14 protein-coding genes are annotated in these 15,002 nt (G+C 68.6%); 9 read left to right on the forward strand and 5 right to left on the reverse strand.

Translation table 11 applies throughout. From position 1 onward, the window contains the following. Positions 1–136 precede the first annotated feature (136 nt). Positions 137–571: a hypothetical protein gene (locus ABZV78_RS02915; RefSeq protein WP_355635077.1), complete on the forward strand. Its 435-nt coding sequence runs from the start codon at positions 137–139 to the stop codon at positions 569–571. Here the strand turns inward: ABZV78_RS02915 and ABZV78_RS02920 are convergent. Together ABZV78_RS02920 and ABZV78_RS02925 are read right to left on the reverse strand one after the other, a co-directional pair. Beyond that, positions 555–1,247, reverse strand: coding sequence for a hypothetical protein (locus ABZV78_RS02920; protein ID WP_355635078.1), 693 nt, complete (start codon positions 1,245–1,247; stop codon positions 555–557). The two genes, ABZV78_RS02915 and ABZV78_RS02920, sit on opposite strands and share 17 nt — an antisense overlap. 237 nt (positions 1,248–1,484) lie before the next feature. Further along, positions 1,485–1,985 carry a hypothetical protein gene (locus tag ABZV78_RS02925; RefSeq protein WP_355635079.1) on the reverse strand — a complete coding sequence of 167 codons (501 nt, stop codon included), beginning with the start codon at positions 1,983–1,985 and terminating at the stop codon, positions 1,485–1,487. Positions 1,986–2,234: 249 nt separating this feature from the next. Here ABZV78_RS02925 and ABZV78_RS02930 point away from each other — a divergent pair, with 249 nt between their 5' ends. The 8 genes from ABZV78_RS02930 (at position 2,235) to ABZV78_RS02965 (ending at position 10,770) form a co-directional block, all read left to right on the forward strand. After that, the gene (locus tag ABZV78_RS02930) at positions 2,235–4,199 is read left to right on the forward strand and encodes a histidine kinase (protein ID WP_355635080.1); all 1,965 of its coding nucleotides are present in this window, start codon (positions 2,235–2,237) and stop codon (positions 4,197–4,199) included. After that, positions 4,196–4,891: a response regulator transcription factor gene (locus tag ABZV78_RS02935; protein WP_355635081.1), complete on the forward strand. Its 696-nt coding sequence runs from the start codon at positions 4,196–4,198 to the stop codon at positions 4,889–4,891. The genes ABZV78_RS02930 and ABZV78_RS02935 overlap by 4 nt, the downstream gene beginning before the upstream one ends. 488 nt (positions 4,892–5,379) lie before the next feature. After that, positions 5,380–6,345, forward strand: a complete 966-nt coding sequence (locus tag ABZV78_RS02940; protein WP_355635082.1) for an aminoglycoside phosphotransferase family protein — start codon at positions 5,380–5,382, stop codon at positions 6,343–6,345. A 276-nt stretch (positions 6,346–6,621) separates the two neighbouring features. Then, positions 6,622–6,885, forward strand: a complete 264-nt coding sequence (locus ABZV78_RS02945; protein ID WP_355635083.1) for a hypothetical protein — start codon at positions 6,622–6,624, stop codon at positions 6,883–6,885. 18 nt (positions 6,886–6,903) lie between these two features. After that, positions 6,904–7,197 (forward strand): GntR family transcriptional regulator, encoded by a 294-nt coding sequence (locus ABZV78_RS02950; protein WP_355635146.1) that lies wholly within the window; start codon positions 6,904–6,906, stop codon positions 7,195–7,197. 259 nt (positions 7,198–7,456) lie between these two features. Next, on the forward strand, positions 7,457–7,972 hold the full coding sequence (locus tag ABZV78_RS02955) for a hypothetical protein (RefSeq protein WP_355635084.1): 516 nt from the start codon (positions 7,457–7,459) through the stop codon (positions 7,970–7,972). Between the two features lie 290 nt (positions 7,973–8,262). After that, positions 8,263–8,787, forward strand: coding sequence for a hypothetical protein (locus ABZV78_RS02960; RefSeq protein WP_355635085.1), 525 nt, complete (start codon positions 8,263–8,265; stop codon positions 8,785–8,787). Between the two features lie 1,221 nt (positions 8,788–10,008). Further along, positions 10,009–10,770: a hypothetical protein gene (locus ABZV78_RS02965; protein WP_355635086.1), complete on the forward strand. Its 762-nt coding sequence runs from the start codon at positions 10,009–10,011 to the stop codon at positions 10,768–10,770. 599 nt (positions 10,771–11,369) lie between these two features. Here ABZV78_RS02965 and ABZV78_RS02970 read toward each other — a convergent pair. From ABZV78_RS02970 to ABZV78_RS02980, 3 genes are all read right to left on the reverse strand, one after another. Then, positions 11,370–12,278 (reverse strand): aminoglycoside phosphotransferase family protein, encoded by a 909-nt coding sequence (locus tag ABZV78_RS02970; protein ID WP_355635087.1) that lies wholly within the window; start codon positions 12,276–12,278, stop codon positions 11,370–11,372. Positions 12,279–12,375: 97 nt separating this feature from the next. Continuing rightward, entirely contained in the window at positions 12,376–13,521 is a 1,146-nt protein-coding gene (locus ABZV78_RS02975) for an IS110 family transposase (protein WP_355635088.1), read from the reverse strand. Between the two features lie 636 nt (positions 13,522–14,157). Further along, positions 14,158–14,793 (reverse strand): hypothetical protein, encoded by a 636-nt coding sequence (locus ABZV78_RS02980; protein ID WP_355635089.1) that lies wholly within the window; start codon positions 14,791–14,793, stop codon positions 14,158–14,160. Positions 14,794–15,002: the final 209 nt, after the last annotated feature.

Below are 15,002 nucleotides of genomic sequence, written 5' to 3' on the forward strand. Positions count from 1 at the left end.
CGCGGGGACGCCGGCACAAGCTACGCGTCCCCGCCGGTGGTCTGCGTCGCGTCGAACGTGTGTGACTGGGGTTGGTGCTCAGAGATGGACGACTGGCGGGGCGGAAACTCATCGGAACCCTTTCCGCCAGGCAACGATGACCGACCAGCCGCCCTTGCCCTTCGTCGCCTTGGGCTGCATTCCGGCCGCGGCCTGGGACTTCAACGACGACCGGTTCGTACCGTCGGTGCAGGAACTCGGTCCGCTGCCGGGCGGGCTCGCCGTTCGGGGCGCGGGCGGCGTCGCGGAGTGCGGCACCGGTCGTTGCGCCGTCTCCTACCGCGTCGCCGGCCGGGCGGGCGAGTCGGCCGAACAGGTGGCCCGACGGATGTGGGACCACCTGCTGAGCAAGGGCTGGCCGACGCCCGACGGTGGGCGCAGCTGCCGCCCGGTCGGCTGGCTTCCCGACACCCCTAGGACCTGCGTGGCGATCAGCACGGCCGGGGACGCGGCACGGCTGACGCTGGAGGGTGGCCGCCCGTACCGTCGAATTGCGCTTGCCAGCAGCCGGCAGGTCAGGGGGCTGCGTTGAGCCACCGTCGCCAGCTCGTGCGGGTCGTCCGTTGCTCGCGGTGCGTGGCCACGTGCAGAACGAACTGCGCTCGGAGCCGGACCAACGGGTCATCGGCGGCAGCCAGCATCTCCACCCTGTTGAGGAACAACGGGTCGTCGAGGTGGCGGACCAGGCAGGCATACATCCAGTCCTTGCACCGATACGGTCGCCCCAGCGCCGCGAGGATCAGCTCAGCGATCTGAGACTGGACGTCCTCCGGGAGACCGCCGCGATCGAGCCGGCGAAGAATCGCCTCCTTGGTTCCCCAGCGGGACCACATCCACGACTCCGGCGCTCCCCACTCGTCGGGATATTCCGCTTCCCACCGCAGGTACAGGACGGCGAACGGCGCCCACAGCGCACGGGCGACATCGTCACCGTCCCCGGCGTCCCGGAAGGCGTGCAGAGGACCGTAGATCGTCTGCTCCTGATGCCACCGGAAGTCGGCGCGTGCCTGGTCCAATGCCGCACCGAGGCGAGTCTGGCTGGACCTCGACCGGTAGTGCGCGGCCCACAGGCCATTGGACAGGTGCAGTGCGTCGGTCGCCGCGGCGAGCATTGCCTGATGACGGGCAAGCGCACGGTTGCGGCTGACCGGATCAGTCGCTACCAGGTTGAACAGCCAGGTGTAGTCGCCGCGCGGCTCCGCAAACACCACGGCAGCTTGCCACTTCGGCCCAAGCCGACAGCGGTCAGGCCCAACCGGTTGGTGTCACGTGGGGCTCCCGCGGCTCGCGGAGTCCGACAGGATCCACCCATGCACCGGACGACCTCGCACACCGTGACCTCGCCAGCCCCCGACGGCTTCGATGGCGGCTTGGTGGGGAGCGACGGGCACCGGAGGTACGCCATGATCGCCGCTGCCGGAGCGGCGATCATGGCGTGACGTGCGTCAGCTCGCGAAGACCAGCATCGAATTGGCGAGCAGGACGACCGCTCCGAGCCCGATCCCGACGGCGGCGCTGACCGGGAGCCGGCCCAGGCGGCGCCGCGCGTCCAGCCCCAACACGATCGCCGCGATGCCGAGCGCGGCCGGCAGCCCGGACCAGTAGACGACGATGCCGGTGGGCAGGCCGAGGATCGCGAGCACCAGCGACCACACCGCGGTCGAGCCGGGCTCACGCCGCAGGGCGACCCGCGCCGCCACCGCGAAGACGACCACCGCGGCGAGCAGGGCGATGCCGGCGTGCGCCGCGATCTCTCCCGCCGAGGCGTCGGGGAAGATTCCCCACTGGCCCGAGGTCGGCCCCTCCTTCGGACGGAACGGGGTGTCGACGGTCGTGGAGATCACCGCGAGCAGGGCGGCGACCGTACCGCCGACGGCCCCGACGACCGCCAGGTTGGGCCGGCGCTCGGCGGAAGTGGCGGTCGGGTTGTCAAGGTGAGTCGTCATCGGAGTTCCTCTCGCAGCGGGCCGTCGGGCGACGGCTGTGGCAGTGAGACTCGGGCGCCCGGACGGTCGGGCGCATGGGACCGCGGTCGCGATCGCACCCGGGACGACTGCCCGGCTGATCCGGGACATCGGTGGTGTTGTGCGGGACAACCGCTGACTGACAATGAGCGCGTGAACCATGAGGTGGAGCCCGCTGGCTCGGTCCGCGTGCGTGGGACGCGAGTGCCCGTTCTGCTCGCGTGGCTGGTCGTGGCAGCGTCCGTCGCCATGGCCGCGCTGGTGGGCTGGGCGAGCACGCAGCCGCCGCTGGGGGAGGGCCTCGATCCGGTCCCGGCCGTCGCCGTGGCCGGGCTGGCCTGGGTCGTCACCGGAGCGCTGCTGGTCACGCTGCGCCCGCGCAACCGGATCGGCTGGCTTCTCGTGCTGGTCGGGGCGCTGCAGTCCGTCTCGAACAGCGGCAACACCTACGGCGCGTTCGGCACGCGGGCCGACCCGCCCTGGCCGTACGCCGACTGGGTGGGCCTGCTCACCGTCATGATCTATTTCCCGTCGCTGCTGCTGCAGGCGAACGTCCTGCTGGCCCTTTATCCCACCGGTCGCCTGCCGGCCCGTTGGTGGCGGTGGCCGGTGCTCGGCGTCGTCATCGCCATGGCCGTACTCACCGTCGGTGCGACGTTCAGCCAGGACTCCTACGACGATGTCGGCGCGGGCCAAGCCCCGGCGGTCCTGCCCACCGGCTGGTGGACAACGGTCGGCGTCGTCGCCTGCTTCGCGACGATCATCTGCGGCACGGTCACGATCTGGGTGGCGACAGCCGTGCGGCTGGTACGGGCTCGCGGTCCTCAGCGAGTGCAACTCGCCTGGCTCGTCGCCGCGGTGATCCCGCTGACCCTGGGCGCGTTCTTCGTCCCGCTGCCGCGGCCCGTGCTCGCCGTTGTCGCGCTCCTCGTACCGGTCGCGGTGGGTGTCGGCGTCATCCGCTACCGCCTGCTCGGCATCGTGCTGCGCCCCGCCCTCACCTACGGCACGCTCACCGCCGCCGTCGTAGGGGTGTACTTCTGCGTGTCGGCCTTCGCCGGAAGCCTGCTCGACCACGGCCGGCTGCCCGGCGTCGTGGCCGCCGCCCTGGTGGCGGTGGGCATCACCCCGCTGCGGGACCGCCTGCAGCTCGGCGTGGACCGCTTCGTGTACGGAGCCCGCCGGGACCCGCTCGAGGCGGTCACCCGGGTCGGCGGCACCGTCGCGGCCGAGGGCGACGCGCTCGCCGGGGTCTTGGCCGGGGTGGCGGATGCCGTACGGGCCCCGTGGGCGGCGGTGGTCGCGGTGGACGGCCGGCCGGTGGCGGTGGCGCGCCCGGACCGTGGCTATGCCGCCGGGGAGGTGGACGTCGTCGCCGGCGGCCACGAGGCGATACCCCTTCTCCTCGAGGGTCAGCGCATCGGTGAGCTGCAGGTCGGGCACCGGCACCACGCATCGCCGTTCACGCCCGACGACCGCCGCGTGCTCGGGCTGCTGGCGCCGCAGGTCGCGGTGGTGCTGCGCGCCGTCGACCTCATGGAGGCCCTGCAGGTGGAGCGCGACCGGGTGGTTGCCGCGACCCGATCGGAACGTCAGCGTCTCGGTCGGGACCTGCACGACGGGCTCGGTCCGGCCCTGGCCGGCATCGGACTCGGACTGCAGGCGATCGACGACGCGATCACCGCCGCCGACGCCACGACGGCGCAGGCCATCGTCGGTCGGTTGCGGGAGGAGGTCACCACCACGGTGAACGACGTCCGCCGGATCATCGACGACCTCCGTCCGGTCACCCTGGACGAACTCGGCCTCGTCAATGCCGTACGCCGGCACGCCGACTCGGTCAACGGGGCCGTCGAGGTCTCCCTGGACATCGACGACCTACCGACGTTGACGCTTCCCGTCGAAGCCGCGACCTACCGGATCACCCAGGAAGCGCTGACCAACGTCGTCCGGCACGCGAACGCCCGAACCGCCAGCGTGGCGATGACGAGAGCGCAACTGCCGACCGGCCGGCACGAACTCGTCGTGACGATCGCCGACGACGGAAGCGGAATGACCGGCCCCGGGGCGGGGACCGGGGTCGGCCTGCCGTCCATGCGCCGGCGGGCAGAGTCGGTCGGCGGCAGCCTCGAGGTGCGTTCCGGCCGGGGTGGCACGACAGTCGTCGCCCGCCTCCCGATCGAGGACGCGTCGTGAGCCCGCACGTCGGCGGAAGCGGAGACCGCCCGCCGGTCCGGGTTGTCATTGCTGACGATCACCCGATGTTCCGATTCGGCCTCCGCTCGGCGTTGAGCGGAGCGGACTCCATAGAGGTGCTGGGGGAGGCGCCGGACGGCGAGCAGCTGATCGCCCTCGTGGAGCGGACCCAACCCGACGTCGTGCTCACCGATCTCGCGATGCCCGGGGTGGACGGCGCCGCGGCGACCCGACGGATCAGGGCACGCTGGCCCGGCGTACGGGTGCTCGTCCTGACCATGCACGAGGACGACGAGGCGGTTTTCGGGGCGCTCCGCGCCGGCGCGCACGGGTATCTGGTGAAGGGCGCCGAGCGCGATGAGATCGTCCGCGCCGTGCTGGCCGTCGCGACCGGCGACGCGGTGTACGGCGCTGCCGTCGCCCGCCGGATCATGGCCTTCTTCACCGGAGCGCAGAAAGACTTCTCCGCCCAGGTGTTCCCGGACCTCACGCCGCGCGAGCGGGAGGTTCTCGACCTGATGTCGGCCGGCTGCCGCAACCACGAGATCGCCAGGCGGCTCGTGTTGTCGGAGAAGACGGTGCGCAACCACATCTCGACCGTGCTGACAAAGCTGCAGGTGCCGGACCGTGCGGCGGCGATAGTCAAGGGCCGCGACGCGGGACTTGGCCGCGACCACGGCTCAGGACTCTGAACGGGATTCTGGGAGGGTGTCCCCGCCGGCCGGGCCTGACGCGACCTTGAACTGGCTCCGTGCCCTCATGTGGACCCGTCGACCCGGTTGGCCGGGACACCTCGGCACCTGCACGAGCCGGCGCGGTGACCTGATCAGGAGCACGAGTTCGTCCCTCATCCCCGTTCTGTCCAGCGTTCTCCTCGTGCTCGGTGGTCGAGCCTTGCCGTCATGCAGCAGGTAGGAGGCAGCGTGAGTGACGACCTGCGACCCTCGCTCGTAAGCTCTGTGCGCCTCGTCCGCACGCGTCCGGCAATGACTGCACGCTCGGAGCTTCGTCCGTGCCAGCGCTCGTCGGGGTGCCGCCATACGGTGACGTTGCTGTCGACGGCCGTTCCGCTGGCGAGCCAGGCCGACCCCGGCAGGGTCGTGGTTCGGGTTCGCTGCTGACTCCGGTTACAGGTGGCAAATCCGTTGCCGGCCGGACTGCGAACTGCAACGCTCCGTCAATGATCGACAAGCCTGGCGTTGACGAGCGGGTGCTGGCGGCTGAGGTGGCCGGGGCCTGGGCCGTGAACGTCGCCGATCTCGTGTTTATGCCGGTCGGGCTTGACGGGCATGCATGGGCGTACCGGGTAGACACGTCCGACGGCGAGCGCTACTTCCTGAAGATGCGCCGCGGCGAGTTCACCCCGTCGGCCGTCCTGCTGCCCGGGTTCCTCCGAGCGCAGGGCGTCGGGCAGGTCGTAGCACCGATCGACCTGCCAGCCGGCGGAGCCAGCCACGGGTTCGGGGGCTACCAGCTGCTGCTCTACCCGTTCCACCACGGCGGCAGCCTGTGGGGCCGCGGTCTCACCGACCGCCAGTGGATCGAGTACGGCGAGTTTTTGGGTCGGCTGCATGCGGTCACGCCGAGCGCCGACATCGCCGCCGTCTTGCCGGTCGAGACCTACCGATCGAGCGCGGGCGAGCGGCTGAGAACCCTTGGCGGGCAGGCTGCGGCGAGCGAGGCCCTCGGCGCTTTCTGGGACAGGTACAGCGCCGCGCTGCATCGGCTGTCGGAGACAGTCGATGACCTGGCCTCCCGCGTGACGCAAGCTCAACACGTCATTTGCCACGCCGACATCCACCCCGGCAACCTGATCGCTGACGGCGACGGTCCACTGCACGTCGTGGACTGGGATGCGCCGATCCTCGCGCCGCGCGAGCGGGACTTGGTGTTCATCTACAGCCGAGACTTCGGCGACCACCCGATCAACGCGCACCGTGCCGGACTCTTCCGCCGAGGCTATGGGCCGCTGGAACCGGACCAGACCATGCTGAGCTACTACCGCAGCGAGCGGCACCTCGACGACGTCGCCGTATTTCTCCGTAGCATCCTCAACCCCGAGGCCAGTCCAGAATCTCGAGCCAACGACATGCACTGGCTCACCCGCATCGCCGAGACCGTCGCCGACCCCAGCTACGCGCCCTGATCTGGCTGCCACCAGTTCACCAACTACAGGTAAGGAAGACCCGGCCGGCCTAGTCATTGGGCCGGCCACGCCTTGTCACCTGGGCAGACGTCGTCACCAGTGGTCGTCGTTGGTCACCCACGATCGGCCTCCGACGGCCTGGTGACGGCCTGGACCTGGCCCTCGTCGCCCGGAAGCGGGCATGCGCCGCGCACTGACCCAACCGGGATATCGACCGATCCGGTTTCAGGAGCCTCCGGGACAGCGTGACGATCGAGGCTGTGGGAGCCTGTCGCGGTGTCCCGTGCGCGCACGCTAACGGTCCTCGGGGTCCTCCTGATGTTGGCCGCCTGTCTGCTTCCTTGCCTTCCGTTGTGGAACGGAATCACCCTGCCCGATCAGGACCCGACACCCGAGGCCATCCAGCAGGAGAACGCGGAAGCCCTCGCCTTCGAGCAGAGGTTTCAGGTCGCAGCATGGATCGCCGGCGCTCTGGCGATCCTTGGTCTGGCTGCCTTCATCTACGCACGGAAACACCACCGGAGGGCTGGAGGAGCCTGACTACTTCGTCCGAGCGAGCTGCGGCTAGCTCAGGAGTACGGGCTGAGCCGAACGAGCGTCCGACAAGCGATAGCGCTACTTCGGTCGGAAGGGCTCGTGATCGTGGAACCCCCGCGAGGCACCTTCGTCCGCGCCTTGGAGCCGACCGAAACGGTGACTCTCCTCAAGGGCGATACCGCCTCCGCCCGGATGCCAACCCCGACGGAGCGACGCGAACTGGAGATAGGCGAGGGCGTCCCAGTCATCGTGATCTTCCGCGCTGACGGCTCCCGGGAGCTGCACGCCGCCGACCGCATCCGCGTCGGCCGCTGACCGACGCATTACGAGTCGGTCCCCTGGTGCTGGTCCACGGCTTGGTCCTCATGCCTGATCTGGCGGCCGCGTCCGCGGCCGTCCGCTGATGCTCGTCGGCTTGGCTGCTCACTTGGCTGCTCGGCGAGCCTCGGCCGCCTCCGGATGATGCGAGTCGGACGGCCGGAGCCAGTCTCCTCAGACGTAGTACAGGCAGTGTTCTGTCCGCCCGGCGAACCGACTCTGGACGGATCACCCGAAGTCGATGTTTCATCGACGGGTGACGGACACCGACGACTTTCTCGTTAGCAGGAAGGGCAGGGCGGCCTTCGTAGCGGTCCTGATGGCTTCCTTGGTGGTCCTCGACGCGATCATCGCGGGGCTCGCAGCTGTCGTCGTGCTGACCGTACTCACCGTGGCAGCACCCGATCTACTCCAGGGGCTGGCGCCGGTCGCCGGGGCGTGGCGGATCGCCACAGTCCTCGCGGTGCTCGAGGTGGCATATCTGATGCTCTTGGTTCCATTCGTGTGGCGGCGAGGGCTCGGCGAATTGATCAAGACCGGTCGTCTGATTTCCTCCGAGCGGCCGATCGCCGCCGTTCTGACGGAGGTCTGGGCAGTCCTCGAACGAGCGGCTGCGGCAGGAATTGTGTTTGCCTGGCAGCTCCGGGGCCCTGCGGGTGTCCTCGTCCTGTCGACCGCCGCTACAACTGCCGCCCTCGTCGCTGCGAGAGTGCTGTTCCGTCGTTGGCTCCGCCTGCGAGATCGACAACGACACGAGGGGACCCTCGGTTGACGCCCCCAATACGCCCACCGCTCGGTGGCTCCTGACGACTCGATTACAAGGCGGTTTCGGCAAAGGTCGCAGTGTCCGCTGACGTCCACGGCGTTCAGGTCGGAGGCAAGCACCCGTCCGCGCTCGTCCGGCCTCGGCCGTCACTGTTGATGTCAACCACTGATGTCACGTCCCGCTGCTTCCCGCTCCCGCGACGAGCGGAACCGGCACGAACCAACGCCCGGAGGAAGTGCGCTCGACCCGGATCGCATGTGATCGCGCACCCCACACCGCCCTGTTAGCGTCGATCGGTGCCCGTCACCGTACCGGCGTCCCCTCAACGCACCCATCGTGCCCGCCGTGTGGGCCTGGGACTGGTCTGGCTGGCAACCGCCCTGACCGGGACAGCGGTGGCGGTGACCGGAGTGCTGGTCGCCCGAATGGACGAGATCTTCGCCTCGGCGGTGTCGCAGGGCCGCGCGTTCCCCTTCACCGGCGAGGCCGGTGACCAGTCCGTGCTGCCGTTTCTACTCGGGTGCGCCCTGGTCGCTCTCTTCCTCACCACCGCTGCGCTGGGCTACCTGCTCAGGGGGTGGGCCTACCACAACGACCACGTCGCGATGGCGCTTCCCGCTGCCGCGCTGATCATCGTGATCGTCCTCTGCACGCCGCTCGTCGGGCCGATCGATCTCGCCCACCAGCAGTACACCCACGACCTCTACGGGTGGTGGTACTTCCCCTTCCTCATCGCCACCGTGCTCTGTCACCTGGGCTGCCTTCTCGCTGCGGCGGTCGTCCTGTTTCGCAGCCGCTCGACGCGAAACGGGTTGCGGTGACCACGGCGGAACGCTCACCGAACAACGCGACGACCCCCGGCGGGGGGAAGCGGGCACAGGCTGTCGACCGGTGAGGTCGGGTGCCATGCAAGGCTGGATCTCGCCCGGTGCCAGCGGTTCGATGACGATGCTTCACAGCCTTGGCCACAGCGTTCGCTGCCTCCTTGCTGCCTCTACCGCTACTGGGCGATCGTCACACCCGACGCGCTCGCTAGGCGGAGTCGACGAAGGTGGCAGCCTCCGCTGGACCAACGTTCCGCTCGCTACGGACTGCAAAGATCGCCTCTTTGCGGCGTCCGCTGTCCCTGAGATCCCGCACTCGGCTGCCCAGATCAGGTCCACCGGGCATCGGGAAATCCGGTAGGACCTCGCCAGATCGAAGGCGCGATGCGGCATCCCTGGCTTCGGATCGATCAAGCTGAGCCTGCTTCCGAAGCACGCGCACTGCTTGGCGAAAGCTGCCTGACTCGATCAGGTCGTGGGCGCGAACTTGTATAGCGACTGGCACGAACAGGGGTAGCTCGTAGAAAACCCGGACCCTGCCCGGCCGCCAGCGAAGCACGTGCCGATCATAGGCGGGCTATCCAGCAGGTTGGTCGATTCGCTTGCCCTCATAGCGGCTGGTGACGTCTCGCTTACAAGCTCTGTGCGTCGCGTCCGCACACGTCCGGCAACGGCTGCACGCTCGGAGCCTCGTCCATCACGGGACTGGTGTGGAGATCCCAAGGGGCGACAACCCTCGACGACCAAGACACCCGTAGCGGCCTCAAGGCAGCAAGAAGGCAGCGCCAGCGTTGACGAGGGTCGGACGCGGACGGCAACGGACGAGGCTCTGTACGTGCTCCCTGAGGCGGGCCGCCATCACGCGGCAGTCAGACGGCAGCCTGAGACCGTATCCCCCAGCAGGGGTCGGGCCTGATCGGCGGCGAAACCGCTGTCGACAAAAGCGCTGACAGCAACGCCGCCGGACGGCGGCACACTGACGAGTGCTGGCATGGACGAAGCTTCGAGCCTGCAGCCGTTGCCGGACGAGGGCGGACGCGGTGCACAGAGCTTGTATGCGAGGCGTCCAGGCCACGGTCAGCAGAATTGGCAGGCAGGTCAAGAGACATAGGAAACGGTTCGACCACGATCCCGGGTTCGGGTCAGCGCTGCTTGATCCGGATGGGGGAACCTGACGTAAAGGGCGGAATGGGAGGCAGGGATTTGACGCAGTACACTGTGGGGGCCGACGAGGTACCGACCAGCTTTGGTGAGGCCACTCTCAACGCGCTCCGGCGTTCCGTCGGGACGCGGCCCCGACGGTGGCTGGTCGCGACCACTCTGCTGCTGGGCCTGTTGGCCGCCGTGGCGATGACCGCGGCAGGGCAGGGTGGCGACCTGACGTTTTCCACCCTCTCGGACATGGCGCAGAGCCTGATGTCAGTGACGGTGCCGTTCCTCGGCGTCCTGCTGGCTCACGACCTGCGCCGGACACCCCGAACGGCCCGGCTCGCCCCCACCCTGTTGGCGGCGACGCTCCTGGCCGCCGCAGTCGGACTCTTCGGGGTCCTGGTCTGCACCGCTGCTCTCGCGCTCGCACCGTCGGAGACCGCCCCGGACCCGTGGCGGCACGCCGCAACAATCGCGGTGGGCGGCGTACTGGTGCAGATCGTCGCCCAGCTGGTCGGCACCGGGCTGGGCCTGCTAATACGGTCTGCTGTCGTCGCATGTCTTGCCACCATCGTGCTGCCGCTAGGCCTGTGGGCCGTGCTGGGCGGAGTCGACGTCCTCGAGCCTGCGCAAGCCTTCACCCCGTACGCCACAGTCCGGAACCTGCTCTCCGGCCAGATGAGCGCGGTGAAATGGACCCAGTGGCTGATCGTCCTCCTGACCTGGGGCGTAGGTCTGAACGCCCTCGGCGCGGCCCGGCTGAAGCGGTGGAAGCCGGGAGGCGACCCAGCGCCGGGGGCCACCACGCGCGATTCAGCTCAGGCAGCGTGAAGGTGTCACTTGGCGTTGTATTGATCAAGGGTGTGGGTGTAGTCGATCAAAGGGGACGACTTGGCGTCTGAGCTGCTGCTGTGCTTGGCATTGACGGGGTAAGGGCGACTGTCGGCGGCCCCGCCGAAGGCGCAGTAGCCGCAACCCTGCGAGTGCCGCCAGCTCGCCGACGCGGCCGGCGTGCGCTCTCCTTCGCTGCGCGGGCTCGTGGCCGCGCGGCCCGGCTGGCTGCCGGCCCACCACCCACCACTCAAGGTCCTGTCGTGCTGCGGCGGACCTCCGGGCTTCCCGCTGTCCGCGCCAGCCGCCGGGCGTCCGGCGTGACGGCCGCAGAGCGAGAGCGGCAGCGGCCGACGCGCGCCCAGGCGGCGGCGCGTGCGGCCCGTTCAGGGCCGCCTTGAAGACGTACAGAAACTTTGAACACATCGCCGGCAGCCAGCCTGTCGTACTCCGCTTGATGCGTTACACGGTGACTTCAGTTGATGGGTTACACGGGCCCTGACCATGCCGGATACGAACCGTGACGCTGGCTATCCACGACGGCTGGTGTGCCAGTCATCCGCTTCTGCCCATGACAGTGCGTGTGCGTGCGACTGTGCTCAGCGTGTGGCGGCGTCGGTGAGGATCGCCTGGAGGCGGCTTTGGCATTCGGCGACGAATGCGGGGTAGGTGTGCCAGTAGTACGAGATGCCGCTGGCACCGACCGCGATGGCCCAGGCGCGGGCGCGCGTCCAGGTCAGGTCGTCGAGGCCGACGGCGTCCCAGTAGGCGTGTCGCGCTTGGGGCGGTAGGTCCCAGACGGTGGAATGCTCGGCGTCGGGCAAGCCGATCGACAGGCCGCCGAAGTCGATGATCGCGTGCAACCTGCCGTCCTGTACCAGGAGGTTGGTGGGCCTGAGATCGCCGTGGAGCCACACATGAGGTCCGGAAGGTTCGGGCAGGGCGAGCGCTTCGCGCCACAACTGTTCCAGGGTCTCGACGTCGATTTCCCCGCCGACGGTGGCCCGGCAGTCCGTTAGACACCTGCTGATCCATTCGTCGCAGGCCCGCAGATGTCCCCCGCGGTACCAGCTGAGGTCGCCCGTGCGGGTTGCCCCCATGAGGTCGATACGGTGAAGGTCACGCACGACGGCCGCCAGATCGGTGCCGAAGGCGGACCAGTCCTGGACTGTGTCCGGCTGGGCTTCGTCGCCGTCGATCCACCGGTAGATCGACCAAGGCAGCGGATACGCGGTGGTGGGCATTCCGGCATGCAATGGCTCTGGGACCGAACACGCCACCAGCGGTGCCAGATGGGGAAGCCATTCCTGCTCCTTGCGCAGGGACCGCGCCTTGTCAGCGGTTCGCGGGAGCCTCACGAGCAGATCGCTGCCCAGCCGGTACATGATGTTGTCGGTGCCTGCACCCGCTGGTGACAGCGACAGACCGGACCACTGCGGGCACTGCTCATTCAGCAGTGACCTGATAAGTCCCTCGTCGACCGGGACCTCGTTCTGGTGCAAAGCCATGCCAAGATCTTTGCGGCAGGCGCCAAGGCTAGCCACTGACTTTCCATCAGCGCGCACGCGTGACCGAAGCAAGACGCTCATCTGGCTCCCCTCTGTGTCAAGACACGGCTGGGAGCGGGGTTCTAAGCTGGGTGTCGGCGGGTCCGGGAAGTGACTTCTCCGAAGAGCCGGCGTGGGGATGTGAGCTGGTCACGCTGGAGTCAGTAGTCGTTCCCCGTTGTCCTCCCGGGCCTGCCGCCATGGTGGCGTCGGCGTCGTTGACCATGCACCGGTAGACGGTGTCAGACAGGCGTCGTTTCAGGGCGCGCATCGCTTCCATCGATGTCTTGCCGCCGGCTGTCTTGCGGTCGAAGTAGGCGCGTCCTTCGGTGGGGTTGCGCAGCTGGACGGTCGCCATGATGTGGAGCACCCGGTTGATCTGCCGGTTCCCGGCGCGGGAGAGCCGGTGGCGTACCTGGTCGCCGGATGAGGCGTCGATGGGGGCGGTGCCGTTCCAGGAGGCGAAGTGGGCCCGGTTGGGGAACCGGGTGATGTCACCGACCTCGACCAGCAGCCGGGCGGCGCCGGAGGGTCCGATGCCGTGCAGATCCATCAACGTGGTGCCGGTGGAGGCGACTAGTTCCTTCAGTTCCTTGTCGGCTTGCTTGGAGCGTAGGTAGACACGTTCGAGGTCGCTGATCAGCTCCGCGGCGACCCGGCGGCGGGCCTTGCCGACCGCGTCCCGGGGTTTGACCGTGGCCAGCAGTGCCTTGGCCTGGGCGGCGGACAGACTCTTCTTCGCCCCGCCCGGAATCAGTTCCAGCAGCAGTTGGTGCAGCTGGGACACCATCCGGGTGTGGTCCTCGCCGAGGGAGCGGCGCCGGTCGACCAGAATCCGCAGCAGGGCCAGCTGCTCATCGTTGATCACCGGGCGCAGCCCGCCCATGCGGGTGCCGACGAGCGCGATGGAGTGCGCGTCGGTGGCGTCGGTCTTGCGGCCCTGCCCGGTGGCGAACACCCGCGCCCTGGCGGACAGTTTCGGTGGGACATCCACGACCTGCTCGCCGTCGGCGAGCAGCCGGTTGGCGAGGTGCCGGCCGATGCCCTGGCAGCCCTCGATCGCCCAGACCCGGTTCGGCCACTGCCTGGCATACTTCCTCATCGCCGCGTAGCCGTCCCGGCTGGTGTCGAAGCGGCCGGCGCCGACGACGGTCTCGTCGCCGGCCATGACCTCGATCGTGGCGGAGCGCTTGTGCGGGTCCATCCCGATCACCACACGATCTGACGTGACACTCAACGGGTCCTCCGATGCTCGATCCACCTGGGTTGTCGAGCCGGGAGGGCAACGCTACTTCGAGCCGAGCAAACCCCTCTTGAGCCTCTCCCCGCCCTTGGGGCGACGCCCGGGCCGCGCAGGCCAGATGAGAGCCACACGACCAGCGTGGGCAGCCGCAAAGAGAGCGACAGCCCGGGCGCCTCGACCGAAGCCTGGCCGGGCCACGGTCGCAGGTCAATGAAACAAGTAGCCGCTGACCGCGCGTCTTGACCGGCATCGAGAATCGCACGCCCCAGCGAAGGCGGCACGCCGGTTACACACTGTGACAGCCGAGCCCGGGGGAGTCGATCAACTGTCACCCTTCAAGTGAAGCCGATGTGTAACGGATCAAGTGGAGCCCGACACGCGCGTGTCCGACTCCGGATGATGCGTTACGTCGTGGCTTCAGTTGATGCGTGACGCGATGCCCTGACTCGTTGGCTACACGCTGTGAACGTGGGGCGTTCGGAGACATGGTGCGGTAGCTCGTCGATCCACTTCTGCTGTCGGGCGGACGACGGGCTTGGTTGCGGATGTTGACTGGAGTGTCCCTAGTGATCGAGTCTCCGGCGCCGGGCCCTGGCGCTACGGAGCGAGCAATGCCTGGGTCAGGGTGGCAAGGTTCGAAACGACTGGGGTCTCGTCAAAGGCCAGGTGTTTGCGTGAATCGCGTCCACATTCGCAGCCAAGGCAAATCGCACCCGCACGTCGGGCCTGGTACAGCCGCAGGTACGAACCGCACACGACAAGGCAGGACGCGACGGGCACTCCGAGCAGATCGGCCGCGCGTTCAGCTGTACACCCGGCGTCGATCCCGGGAAGGTCGAGTCCCCGCCGAGCGGCGACGGCAGCGACGTACCTATCCAGCGTGTGCGCTCGGAGCGTGGCCAACACCGCGTCCTCGGACAGGTCGCTAATCACCGCTACCTTGCGCCCGGCGGCAGCACAGACGGCGAGGAGTTGGTCCAAGCCCCGCGTCGGCTTGGTGGTGAGCGCCGCGTCCACCTCCAGACCCGACATGAGTGCCTCCGCCTCAACGGCGTGATCAGGTTCGCGCTTCGCGAGATACTCCAGCGTCCGGTAAACCCCGAAGAATGACAACGTGACCGGCACTGATCGGGGCCGGGGTTCGCGACTCATCAGCAAGCCCGTGATCGCCTGCTCACGGGCTTCCGAACCCATCGCGGCCCGCACGTCGAACATCACACCGTCAAAGTCCAACAGCACATGTTGGGCGCGACCGACAGCACGCGCAACGTGGGCCCGCACCCTCGGTCCGGTTCGACAAGCACGCTGATCCACATCCACCCCCGAGTCCGTGCCTAACGGCCGATCATCGCCCGCTTCATATCACCCCCAGCCGCCATCACCGAATCGTGATAAGCGCCGCTGGTCGTGCCCTTGACGGACGCCGTCGGACCAGACACCCA

The sequence above is a fragment of the Micromonospora sp. NPDC004540 genome, assembly GCF_040610095.1.
Lineage (GTDB): Bacteria > Actinomycetota > Actinomycetes > Mycobacteriales > Micromonosporaceae > Micromonospora.

What these genes read in the sequence shown, in the direction of transcription:
- ABZV78_RS02915 (WP_355635077.1), top strand. Translation starts at nt 137, where the DNA reads ATGACCGACCAGCCGCCCTTGCCCTTCGTCGCCTTGGGCTGCATTCCG.
- ABZV78_RS02925 (WP_355635079.1), bottom strand. Translation starts at nt 1,985, where the DNA reads ATGACGACTCACCTTGACAACCCGACCGCCACTTCCGCCGAGCGCCGG.
- ABZV78_RS02940 (WP_355635082.1), top strand. Translation starts at nt 5,380, where the DNA reads ATGATCGACAAGCCTGGCGTTGACGAGCGGGTGCTGGCGGCTGAGGTG.
- ABZV78_RS02970 (WP_355635087.1), bottom strand. Translation starts at nt 12,278, where the DNA reads ATGGCTTTGCACCAGAACGAGGTCCCGGTCGACGAGGGACTTATCAGG.
- ABZV78_RS02975 (WP_355635088.1), bottom strand. Translation starts at nt 13,521, where the DNA reads ATGGACCCGCACAAGCGCTCCGCCACGATCGAGGTCATGGCCGGCGAC.